We start from the raw sequence: 11,889 nt of genomic DNA on the forward strand, positions 1-11,889 counted from the left end.
GCGTTCATCTTTACGGGTAGACTAGATTTTATGGAATGGAACGAAACTCCTTTAATGGATCCGCGTGCTGCGCAAGCAACATCGGTTTCTGCGCTTAGCGAGACTGTGTCTTCTGCGGAACCGCCAGCGTTGAAGATTACTGCTGCAAGCTCTAATCCTCAAATGTTTATGCTTCCTTGGGAGCTGCCGCTTTCTCAATGGCCTACAAATCTTTTTGTTAACCTTCCTCGAGGTATATCTAGGCACGTTGTGCGTTTTGTGCACGTAGGCGACGAAGTGTACGCAATGAAGGAGATTACTCGTCAAGTCGCGGAGCGCGAATATGAGCTTTTAAGACGTTTGCGCAAGCTGGAACTTCCAACAGTTAAGCCTATAGCAGTTGTTGCTGGTAGAAAAGATAAGAATGGTGAGCCGCTTGAAGCAATGCTTGTTACTCGTCATCTTAAATTCTCACTGCCTTATCGAGCACTATTTGCTAGAACTTTGCGCCCAGATACTGCGGAGCGTTTAATTGATGCGCTTGCTGTGCTTATGGTTCGCTTGCATCTTTCGGGATTCTATTGGGGAGATGTTTCGCTTTCTAACGTTCTGTTCTTGCGAGATGCCGACGCATTTACTGCGTTTTTGGTGGACGCGGAAACTGGCGATTTGCACGGAAGCCTTACCGAAGGCCAGCGAGAATACGATATTGACTTAGCTCGCACAAATATAATCGGCGAATTAATGGATTTGAGTTCTGGCCAGCTTTTGCCTGGAGAAGTTGACGAAATTAGCATTGGAAACAGGCTTGTAGATCGATACCATTCGCTTTGGAGCACGCTTACAGACGTAGATAAGTTTAGCCCAGACGAAATGTGGCGTATTGAGCGCCGCGTGAATCGTCTTAACGAGCTTGGATTTGATGTAGACGAGCTTGAGATGAAGACTTCCGAAGATGGGCGAAGAGTTTTGGTTAGACCGCGAGTTGTGGACGCTGGATACGCTTCTAGAAAACTTTTGCGTTTGACTGGCTTAGATGTGCAAGAAAATCAAGCTCGTAGGCTTCTTAACGATTTAGACGCGTACCGCACTTCTACATGGCGCCAGGGTGAAGAGCTGGAGATTGTTGCTACAGACTGGATGCGCGAAGTGTTTGAGCCTACTGTTCGCATGATTCCGCCTGAGTTTAGGTCGCAAATCCAGCCTGCGCAGTTCTTCCATGAAGTTTTGGATCATCGTTGGTTTATGGCAGAGCGCGTTGGGCACGACGTTTCTATGCAAGATGCAGTAACAAGCTACATTAAGAACGTTTTGCCTCAATACAAGATGGATAAGCGCGTTTTGGCTGCGATTAATGCGGATGCGGATTCTGGCGTTGTAGACGACGAGTACACGTATTCCACGCCTGCGCTTGCAGCTGCTCCTGCGGTTGCGGCGAGTGATGACGATGACGAGTATGATCAAGACGCAAGTGTTTGGGCAAGCTGAGCTTTTTGTGAGCTTTTGCGTGCTTTTGTGAGCATTTTTGTTTTGCTAGCGTTTTAAGAGATTCCTTACTTTGCATCTGTTTTACAACTGTTTTGCATCTGCTTTACTTTTGTTTAGTGAAGTGTGGAATTATTCTCTTTGAAATGTGGAATAATTCGTATTTATTTTAGGAATTTTGTTAATTTCTTTTGTGAATGGTGATAGAATTTTCTTGTTAGTTGTCAATGATTGCCAACTAATAATAGTTATTTATCAATTAATCAAGGGAGATTATTATGTTAAAAGGTGTAGATTCTATAATTCCTCCAGCGTTGCTGAAGGTTCTTTGCGAAATGGGCCATGGAGATGTTTTAGTATTGGCCGATGGAAATTTTCCAACTGAGTCTGTAGGAAAAGACGCTATAGTTGTACGCTGCGATGGCCATGGAACTTCGGAATTGCTAACTGCAATCTTAAAGTTGATGCCACTCGATCAATACACCGATAAGCCAGCTACACTTATGGAAGTTGTTCCAGGAGACCCTTGCGAAACTCCAATCTGGAAAGAATATGAAGATATTATTGCTAAATACGATAAACGTGGAGCAAGCACTTTAGGAACTCTTGAAAGATTTGCGTTCTACGATGAGGCAAAGAAGGCATATTGTGTTGTTGCCACGGGTGAGCGTGCTCAATACGCTAACATTATGCTGCGTAAGGGCGTGGTGTTTGCTGGAGAGTAGCGTAAATAGGTAAATAAGTTTATATTTATATGCTATTTATCTGTTATTTGCCTGTTATCTGTTTGTAGAGATATAGAAATCTAAGTGTTATAGCATAAAAGCACTGCATGTAACAAGATGATTTGGAATTTAAGAACCATCTGCTACGTGCAGTGCTTATTTTGTGCCCCCTGTGGGACTCGAACCCACAACCCAAGACTTAAAAGGACTCTGCTCTGCCAATTGAGCTAAAGGGGCAACAAATGCTTAGTGTACTACATTTTGTAGACTAATCCAACTTCTTTGATGTTGGCGTGTTAGTTTGCAAGTTGTCCTAATTGCATAAGCTTATCTTTGATTTGGCTTGCGAATGGCTCAACCATAAAGCTGCCGTCGCTAAAAGTCACAACAGGAATATGCTTCTGACCGCTAATCTCAACAGCTTTTTGAGCAGCCCCGTCTTCGGACTCAATATTGTGCCAAGTAAAAGCAACATTAAACTGGTTAAGCGCGGACTTTGCGCGAATGCAATCGCCACACCAATCGGCTCCGTAAACATTGACTAATGGCAAATTTTCCATAAAATATCACCCCAATTTAGTTTGATTGTAAAGTGGCCATTAAAGTGGCAATTAAAGTGGTTTGCAAATGTATTATAAATTTTCACTCATAATGGTCTATAAAAAATATTGTATTAGAACACTAATATTTGCGTGATTTTTGCGAATAATCAACAATTTCAACTATAATTTAAGCTAATTCTCTTTAATGTGTCCCTTTAATTTCATAGGCTTATTATATGAACATGGTTATGGACTTAAATTTGGTTATATGGTTTACTGTTGGCGCAGTTATTTTAGCTGTTGCTTTAGTGGCGGTAGCTGTTGTTTTGCGAATTATTGGAAAATCGCATGGCCCAGTAATACCTACTAGCAAAGAAGACCCATTGTCTAGTAGCGCTGAAAATAATAGCGATTTTAGCGCGCAATTGCCAGAAAATGCAACGTCTAGAATGGCTAGGCTTAGAGGCAAGCTTGCGAATAGTCAAAATCCTTTTGGACGCGCGCTTTTTAACATTTTAAGCAAAGATAATATTAGTGAAGACGATTGGCAAGATGTAGAAGATACGCTTTTAATGGCGGATGTTGGCGCGCAAGCAAGCGAAGAGTTGGTTGAGTCGCTTAAAAAAGACGCTAGGATTTCTGCTGCTGCCAGCGCGCAAGAGGTTCGTGAAGCATTGCGCGCGAAACTTATAGATGTTGTTGGCAGCAAAACCGATAGAAGCCTAAAAGCAGATTTGCAAGATGCAAATAAGCCAAGCGTAATCATGATGGTTGGCGTAAATGGCACTGGAAAAACCACTACTGCTGGCAAGCTTGCGCGACTAATGGTTTCTAAAAATCGTTCTGTAATTCTTGCTGCTGCCGATACTTTCCGCGCGGCTGCTGCCGATCAGCTTGAAACTTGGGCAAATGCTGCAGGCGTTAAAGTTGTGCGTAGTCAAAAAGATGGAGCAGATCCTGCTTCCGTGGCTTTTGATGGCGCTACGGCTGCCAAAGAAGCAAATGCAGACGTTTTGATTGTAGACACGGCTGGAAGGTTGCAAAATAAGGCAAATCTTATGGAAGAGCTTGGCAAAATCCGCCGCGTAGTCGAAAAAACTGTTCCTGTAGACGAAGTGCTTTTAGTTCTTGATGCTACAACTGGCCAAAATGGAATGGCTCAAGCAAAAGTCTTTGCTCAAGCTATTGGAATTACGGGCGTTGTGCTAACAAAGTTAGACGGTTCCGCAAAGGGTGGAATTGTGATTTCTGTTCAACGCGAGCTTGGAGTTCCTGTAAAGCTTGTTGGTCTAGGGGAAGGTCCAGACGATCTTGCGCCGTTTGATCCAGAAAGCTTTGTAGACGGCATTTTGGCTTGAGTTGCTTTTGGCTTTAGTCGCATTTTATTTAAGCAATTTTGCTTTAGTAACTTTTAGCTTGAGTTGATTAGAATATAAATTAAATTGCAACCACCGATGGTTGCGTTTGTGAGGTGAAAAATGACCGCAATGGATCCGCAATGGGCGTTACTAGCTGCCGCATTAGTGTTTATAATTACGCCAGGAATCGCACTGTTTTATGGTGGCCGTGAGCGTGCAACGTCAATGGTTAACATGATGATGCTTTCTGCTGGTGCAATTGCGGTAACAACCATAGTTTGGACGCTTTGGGGCTGGTCAATGGCCTTTGCTGGCAAAGACATGATTGGCGGCGTTGTTGGAGACCCTGTAAGCGGATTGCTGCTACGCGATTCAATGGTGGCAGATCACGGCATTTTTACTTCGATGGACGCAAACACTGGTCTTGCTGGCGGAATTCCAGCGGCATTTAGACTTGCGTGCGCGGTTGTTGCTGTAGCTCTTATAACTGGAGCGCTTGCTGGACGAGTGCGCTACGCGATTTGGCTAATATTCGTTGCTGTTTGGGTAACGCTTGTGTTTGCACCTCTTGCGCACATGGTTTGCGGAGGCGGTCTGCTTTCGCCCAATGGCGCTATATCTCAGGCTCTTGGAATCCAGGTTCATGATTTTGCAGGCGGATCTTTGTTGCACGTAGCTGCGGCAGTTTCGGCTTTAGCAATTGTGCTTATTATTGGCGGTCATGCTCATTTTCCTCTTAAGAATTTTGTTTTGCATACCAAGTCTTTTGCGACTTTGGGTGGCGCAAATTCGGAGCACAAGGGCAATTTGGTTCGCGCACTTTTGATGGAAGTCGCAAAGTCTAATAAGACTAATGATTCTGCTGCTTCTAGCGATGATTCTAAAGCTAAGGGCGATTCTTCCTTAGAAAACGCTAGCGAGCTTGCGGATAATGGCAATTTTGCCAATGTTTCTGCACGCGCTCCGCACAATGTTCCATTTGTTGTTCTTGGAATTTTCATCATTTGGTTTGGCTGGCTTGGCTTAATGATTGGTTCTTCTGTAGGTCTTCCAGGAGTTGCTGGATATGCGTGGGTTAGCTCAACTATTACAGCGTCTGCGTCTATGCTTGCTTGGGGTGTTACGGAACGCTTGCGCTCGGGGTGCTTTAGTGCCGTTGGTGCAGCTAGTGGAATCATGGCTGGTTTGGCTGCTAGTGCCGCCGCTGCAGACGTTATAGCGCCTTTGTGGGCGGTTGTATTGGGTGCGATTGTTGGAGTTGTTACATGCCTTGCTACGCATTCTAAGACTTTTACTCGCTACGATGGTGCGTTACACGTTGTAAGCGTAAATGGCATTGCTGCGTTTATTGGCATTCTAGCTGTTGGATTATTTGCGGATGCAAGCGGATTGCTTTCTACTGGCGATTGGCATCAGCTAATTGCGCAAATATGCCTTCTTGCAATCACGATTCTTTATTCTGGAGCCGTTAGCGCGTTGCTTGCGTTTGGATTAGAGAAGCTTTTTGGTTGGAGAATATCGGAAGCTAAAGAGCGTAAGGGCGTTGATTTAGCGGATCAAGGTGAGCGCGCGTACGATTTTTCTGGTATTGCTCAAGAAAAATCTGCGATTGACGCTGAAGATAAGACGCAAATGTGACACACTCGGATTGCGCAATGTGGATAAAACTTTTAGTTATCCACATTTTAGGCGTGTTGCTGTGTATATCTATAAAAGTTGTCCACAAATGGGGGATAACTTTGTGGATATCCTGCGGATAACTTTTTTGAAATCATATTCAGTTTGCAATTCAAAAAATTTTATGATAGCGATTGCATAATTCAAGATAAATGATTCAATTACCAAAAAGGCATGAAAAGGCGTTAAATAATCCATTATTATGAGCGATCAGAGTGAAAACGTTAACAAAAAAGACCTACTGAAACACATATTTTCTCTAGCTATTCCTACATTTGGCCAGCTTATTGCAGAACCAGCGTTTGTTTTAGTAGACACTGCAATAGTAGGTCATTTAGGTAAAACGCAATTAGCGGGGCTTTCAATAGGCTCAACCGTGCTTTTAACAACAACGGGGCTGTGCCTGTTTTTGGCGTATAACACAACAAGCCAAGTTGCAAGGCTATTGGGTGCTGGCAAAAATCGCCAAGGGCTAAGCGTTGGAATGGATGGATTGTGGCTTGCTCTCGTGCTTGGGGTTGTTCTAACGCTTGTTTTAATGGTGTTTGCGCGCCCGCTTTGCCAAAGTTTTGGCGCAAATGGCGAAACGCTTAAAAACGCGATTATTTACACTCAAACTGTTATGCCAGGTTTGCCTGCAATGTTGCTAATTTACGCTGCAAATGGCATTTTTAGAGGACTTAGCAAAGTAAAAATCACGCTTTTTGCTGCAATAAGTGGAGCTGCGCTAAACGCGATTTTAGATATTCTATTTGTGTTTGGAATGAACCTTGGCATTGCTGGGTCTGGAATAGCAACAATGATAGCGCAATGGTATATGGGTATTGTTTTAACGCTTCCAGCGATTTTTTGGGCAGCTCGCGAAAAAGCACGTTTGCGTCCGCAAGCACACAGCATACTTAAAAGCGCTGGAAGTGGTATTCCGCTGTTTATACGCACATTGGCATTACGCGCGTGCATGGTTGCAACTGTTGCAGCGGCTGCGCGACTTGGAACCAACACTTTAGCGGCATATCAAGTTGCAAATTCTTGCTGGAATTTTGTTATGAACATATTAGACGCTATAGGAATTGCAGCTCAAACAATAGTCGCTTCCGCGCTTGGAGCTGGATTATTAAAACGCGCTAATGTAATCACAAAAGTTTGCGCACAAGTAGGAGCATTAAGTAGCGTAATAGTTGGAATTGTAATGATATTTGCAGGATGGTTATGCTCGCCGCTGTTTAGTCCAAATGCAGAAGTGCAACTTTTGGTTTCAATCGGAATGACTATTCTTGGAATTTTCTTGCCGCTATCTGGATTTATGTGGGCTTTAGACGGAGTGCTAATCGGAGCTGGAGACCACAAGTATTTAGCTAAATCATGCTCAATTACAGCAGTTGTTTATCTTCTTGCAATTAGTGCGGTTTGTGTGGCAAATGTGGCTCTTTTTGCGGGAGATATTACTAAAACAATATCGCTGTGGGTTGCTCTTAATGCTGTGTATATTGGCGGACGCGCGCTTGGAAATTCGCTTAGAGTTAAAACGGATGATTGGATGAAGTGCGCAAATCTGTGATTTTTAAGTTGATTTGTGACTTGTGATTTGTGACTTGTTACTTTTAAGTTGATTCGTAAAATCGCAAAGCATTTAACTTACGATTTGTGTTAGTTTATATAAACTTTTGTTTGCGTGCTCCGTGCAGACGTTTATACTCGATTTTATGGCAGATAATGATATGTGGCAGTCAAATCGAAAAGACTCAAACCGATTAAACAACGCTAACGCTAATGTTAGCTTGTTTGACAAGGTTCCACCTCACGACGAAGACGCAGAAATGGCCGTTCTAGGCGGAATGCTAATGAGCAAAGATGCTATTGGCGAAGTTTCGCAAATCCTAGAAACGGCAGACTTTTACGTTCCAAAGCATCAAACAATTTACGACGCGATTATAAACCTATTTTCTGGGTCGCAACCAGTAGACGTTGTTTTAGTTGCAAACGAGCTTTTAAAAGACGAAAACTTAGAGAAAATTGGCGGAGCGGACTACTTGCATAGCCTTGTAGCATGCGTTCCTACAGCCGCAAACGCGCTATATTACGCGGATATTGTGCACAAAAATGCGATTTTGCGAAACGTGATTGCTGCTGGAACAAAGATTGCGCAAATGGGCTATTCGGCCACTGGAGACCAAGCGGAAGATGTTGTGAACCTTGCACAATCCGAAGTTTACGAGATGAGCTCGGGCAAAGTTCATCAGGATTATTCTGCTATTGGTCCTGTTGTGCAAGACGCTCTCGAGCAGTTAGACAAGTTGCAAAGCAACGAGATTGAAAAAGGTGTTCCAACAGGATTTAGAGACATTGACGATAGTACGCAAGGCTTGCAGCCTGGGCAAATGGTAGTCGTAGCTGGTAGACCTGCAATGGGAAAGTCAACTCTTGGAATCGACTTTGCGCGTTCTGCAGCGTTGCATCACAATATGACAACAATAGTGTTCTCGCTAGAAATGAACAAATTGGAGCTTGCTCAAAGAATAATCGCAGCCGAAACGGATATTCCAATGACGGCAATGCATCGTGGAACTCCAGAAGACATTACAACCGATAGGTGGACTAAGCTAAACGCGTTTTGGTCAAAAATGAAGGATGCTCCGCTTTTTATAGATGACAGCCCAAATATGAGTCTTATGGAAATTCGCGCAAAATGTAGGCGACTAAAGCAGACCAACGACTTAAAGCTAGTTGTAATCGACTATTTGCAACTTATGACTTCGGGTAAAAGGGTTGAATCGAGGCAGCAAGAGGTCTCCGAGTTTTCGCGCGCGTTAAAACTGCTTGCAAAAGAGCTAGAAGTGCCAGTTGTTGCACTAAGCCAGCTAAACCGCGGACCAGAAATGCGAAACGATAAAAAGCCGCAGCTTTCGGATTTGCGCGAATCGGGATCTATTGAGCAAGATGCAGACGTTGTGTTTCTTGTGCATAGGCCTGATTTTTACAACAAAGAAGATCGCCCTGGCGAAGCAGACATTATTATGGCAAAGCATCGTAATGGCCCTACAGGAACGTTTAATCTAGCTTTTCTTGGAGCAACATCTAAGTTTAAAGATATGCCGCAAGACTACCAGTCGCAATCATACGCGCAAGGAAACGATGCTGTTGGAGGCTATGATGGCCAGTCTGCTTGATGCTTTTATGCCTGCTGTAGGAAAGCTGGTTCGCGCGGTTTCTAGAGCATTGCACCACGGCGGAAGCGCTTTACCAGGCAAAGTTGTAGAAACACTAGACAGTGGGTTTTTAGCTAGAACGCTAGGGAGTTTGCCTTACGGAGTTGTGCTAATTTCGGGAACTAATGGCAAAACCACTACAACTCGCATGGTTGCGTCTATGCTTAGAGATGCTGGATTGCGCGTGTTTACAAATCCTACGGGATCGAATTTTACGCGCGGAGTCGTGGCGTCGCTTGTGCAAGAAATGCCTGTTTTTGGTACAAAGTTGAATGCGGATATAGCTGTTTTAGAGCTTGATGAAGCTTACGCTGTGCATTTTGTAAATCAAATAAAGCCGCGCTATTCGCTTCTTCTAAATGTTATGCGAGATCAGTTAGATAGATTTGGCGAGATTGACACTACAGCTAAATTGTTGAGTAATGTGGCTCGTGCGACTAAGCAAGTAGTTGTGCTAAATCGAGAAGATCCGCGAATTTCTGCGCTTTCTAAAGACGTTTTGCCGACTTGTAAAGTAAAGTATTTTGGTTTGGATGATTCGTTAAGAAGCATGTTCCCAACCGACGACGATTTGCATAATGATTTGGCTGGCGATTTTAATGGCGATTTGGCTGGCGATTCGCGTGATGCTTTGCATGATGATTCGCGCAATGATTCGCACAATCTTTTGCATGCAGATGTTGTTTTGGCAAAAGTTGATGGTAATAAAGCCGATTTTTTGATTGATGGGCGCAGAAAGACTACTAGCGTTAAGTTGCGAGGCGTGTATAACGTTTTTAACGCTGCTGCTGCGTCTACGATTGTGCGAGCGATTTTGGCGGATGCTGCTAAAAAAGATGCAACGCTGGCAAAATTTAACGACGATGCGCTTATGGATGCGATTTCTCGCGTAACGCCAGCGTTTGGGCGAGGCGAAGTAATCGAAGTTAACGGCGCTCCTGTGGAGCTTGTTTTAGTGAAAAATCCTATTGGATTTAGACTTGCGCTCGCCTCGTGTGAGCCTGAAAATCACGATACCATGATTGCGATTTGCGACGAATACGCAGACGGGCGAGATATGAGCTGGCTGTGGGACGTTGATTTTACGAGCCTTAGTGGCGTTGGGGTCGCTTGCGTTTCTGGCACGCGCGCGTGGGATATGGCTTTGCGTTTGCAATACAACAAAGTTGCTTCTAGAAATGTGAACACCGATTTAGAAGAAGACGTTAAAGCTTTTGTAAATGGCGATTTTAGTAGCAATGTTAAAAACGCAAAACGCATATATTGCACATACACTGCAATGCTTCGCGTGCGAGATACATTGGGGCAAATCGCAAGCGTTAAAGACGTTGGAGTTGGAAAGTAAAGAAAGTAGTCGTCATGAATAATATGAGTGATGTTAGTCAAGCGAATACTGTAGTTGCAAGCAAAGCCGAAAATCGCGTATTAGATATTGTGTCGCTATACCCAAAAGACATGAATATTTACGGCGACTATGGCAATGTGCTTACGATTATGCGCCGAGCGGAATTGTACGGCTACAAGCCCGTGCTTCACGAGTACAATGTTGGTGATGCTTGGCCAAAGCGAGTAGATATGATTCTTGGCGGCGGCGGCCAAGATCATGGTCAAAGCAGAGTTACAGATGATTTATTTGCGCGCGCGGACGCGATTCGCGAGCTTGCAAAAAATGGCGTTCCAATGCTTATGATTTGCGGGCTTTACCAGCTTTTTGGAGAGTATTTTGAAACCGTTGAGGGGCAAAAGCTTCAAGGAATTGGAATACTTGGCGAGCATACGGTTGGTCAAGACGTGCGCATGATTGGAAATCTTGTGGAGCATAGTGCCGATTTTGGCGATATTGTGGGCTACGAGAATCATTCTGGGCGCACAAGCTTGCAAGATGGAACGCAGCCACTTGGATTGGTTGATGGCGAAAATTGTGGAAACAACGGCGAAGACCACACGGAAGGCGCTAGAAAATACAATGTTATTGGAACGTATATGCACGGATCGGTTTTGCCAAAAAATCCGCGTATGGCTGACTTTTTAATTCTTACAGCTGCGCAAAATCGTTACGGAGAATTTGCGCCCAAGCAGACTGATTCTCAACGCGCGGAGCTTGCTAAATTAGACGAATTAGCAGACCGCGCTCGCAAAGTTGCCATAACTCGTCCGCGGTAAATACAAAAGCCTGCTGAAGCTTGCAAAGTGTTGCAAATCAGCAGGCTATTTTGTAGTTTTATTTCTAGCTTTTGATTCTAGTTTTCGTTTGATTTAGCTGGTGATTATTAGTCAATCAAGCCGTACAAACGATCGCCAGCGTCTCCAAGACCAGGAACAATATAAGCTTTGTCGTTCAAATGCTCATCTACAGCGCAAACAACAACCTTAAAGTCAATAGAAGGATCAATCTCCTTCTCAATGCGCTCCAAGCCTTCTGGCGCTGCCAAAATGTTAATAGCAGTAACATCTTTAGCGCCGCGCTCTGCCAAATAATGCGTAGCAGCAATAAGAGTGCCACCAGTAGCAAGCATTGGGTCCAGCAAGAAGCACTGACGACCAGTCAAATCTTCTGGTAAACGGTTAGCATAAGTGACGATGTCGAGCGTCTGCTCATCGCGCTTCATGCCAAGGAATCCAACCTCAGCGGTTGGAAGAAGGCGAGTCATGCCGTCGAGCATGCCGAGGCCAGCGCGCAAAACAGGCACAACCATTGGGCGTGGTCGGTTCAAATGCTTGCCAGTCATCTTGCAAATAGGAGTTTCAATCTCGCGATCGCTAACTTCCAAGTTGCGTGTTGCTTCGTATGCTTCGAGAGTTACCAATTCGGAAACTAACTCGCGGAAAATGTTAGATGGTGTATTCTTATCTCGCAAAACGGTGAGCTTGTGGTCCACCAGCGGATGATGTAAAACATGAAGATCCATACCTTCTA

General features: G+C 44.2%; 10 protein-coding genes and 1 tRNA gene. 8 read left to right on the forward strand and 3 right to left on the reverse strand.

From position 1 onward, the window contains the following. Nucleotides 1–30 precede the first annotated feature (30 nt). Nucleotides 31–1,467: a DUF4032 domain-containing protein gene (locus HXT30_RS05630; protein WP_422111510.1), complete on the forward strand. Its 1,437-nt coding sequence runs from the start codon at nt 31–33 to the stop codon at nt 1,465–1,467. A 275-nt stretch (nt 1,468–1,742) separates the two neighbouring features. Further along, nucleotides 1,743–2,189 carry an RbsD/FucU family protein gene (locus HXT30_RS05635; protein ID WP_004131125.1) on the forward strand — a complete coding sequence of 149 codons (447 nt, stop codon included), beginning with the start codon at nt 1,743–1,745 and terminating at the stop codon, nt 2,187–2,189. A 164-nt stretch (nt 2,190–2,353) separates the two neighbouring features. On the opposite strand, the gene HXT30_RS05640 is transcribed toward HXT30_RS05635, so the two are convergent. Continuing rightward, a tRNA-Lys gene (locus tag HXT30_RS05640) sits at nt 2,354–2,426 on the reverse strand. Between the two features lie 59 nt (nt 2,427–2,485). After that, complete coding sequence (locus tag HXT30_RS05645; protein WP_422111511.1) at nt 2,486–2,749, reverse strand: glutaredoxin domain-containing protein; 264 nt, start codon at nt 2,747–2,749, stop codon at nt 2,486–2,488. Between the two features lie 218 nt (nt 2,750–2,967). On the opposite strand from HXT30_RS05645, the gene ftsY reads away from it, so the two are divergent. The 6 genes from ftsY to HXT30_RS05675 all read left to right on the forward strand — a co-directional run bounded on the left by ftsY (nt 2,968) and on the right by HXT30_RS05675 (nt 11,135). Beyond that, nucleotides 2,968–4,089 (forward strand): signal recognition particle-docking protein FtsY, encoded by a 1,122-nt coding sequence (ftsY, locus tag HXT30_RS05650; RefSeq protein ID WP_415701502.1) that lies wholly within the window; start codon nt 2,968–2,970, stop codon nt 4,087–4,089. A 120-nt stretch (nt 4,090–4,209) separates the two neighbouring features. Further along, nucleotides 4,210–5,727: an ammonium transporter gene (locus tag HXT30_RS05655; protein ID WP_422111512.1), complete on the forward strand. Its 1,518-nt coding sequence runs from the start codon at nt 4,210–4,212 to the stop codon at nt 5,725–5,727. A 241-nt stretch (nt 5,728–5,968) separates the two neighbouring features. Then, on the forward strand, nt 5,969–7,324 hold the full coding sequence (locus tag HXT30_RS05660) for an MATE family efflux transporter (RefSeq protein WP_422111513.1): 1,356 nt from the start codon (nt 5,969–5,971) through the stop codon (nt 7,322–7,324). A gap of 145 nt (nt 7,325–7,469) precedes the next feature. Further along, on the forward strand, nt 7,470–8,933 hold the full coding sequence (dnaB, locus tag HXT30_RS05665; protein WP_016793926.1) for a replicative DNA helicase: 1,464 nt from the start codon (nt 7,470–7,472) through the stop codon (nt 8,931–8,933). Next, nucleotides 8,917–10,317 carry a MurT ligase domain-containing protein gene (locus tag HXT30_RS05670; protein WP_422111851.1) on the forward strand — a complete coding sequence of 467 codons (1,401 nt, stop codon included), beginning with the start codon at nt 8,917–8,919 and terminating at the stop codon, nt 10,315–10,317. The genes dnaB and HXT30_RS05670 overlap by 17 nt, the downstream gene beginning before the upstream one ends. Nucleotides 10,318–10,331: 14 nt before the next feature. Continuing rightward, on the forward strand, nt 10,332–11,135 hold the full coding sequence (locus tag HXT30_RS05675) for a type 1 glutamine amidotransferase (protein WP_422111514.1): 804 nt from the start codon (nt 10,332–10,334) through the stop codon (nt 11,133–11,135). Nucleotides 11,136–11,242: 107 nt separating this feature from the next. On the opposite strand, the gene upp is transcribed toward HXT30_RS05675, so the two are convergent. Further along, nucleotides 11,243–11,881, reverse strand: a complete 639-nt coding sequence (gene upp / locus HXT30_RS05680; RefSeq protein WP_004120306.1) for a uracil phosphoribosyltransferase — start codon at nt 11,879–11,881, stop codon at nt 11,243–11,245. Between the last annotated feature and the right edge of the window lie 8 nt (nt 11,882–11,889).

It is taken from the genome of Gardnerella sp. DNF00571G (genome assembly GCF_049262695.1).
In the GTDB taxonomy this organism is placed as follows: domain Bacteria; phylum Actinomycetota; class Actinomycetes; order Actinomycetales; family Bifidobacteriaceae; genus Bifidobacterium; species Bifidobacterium piotii.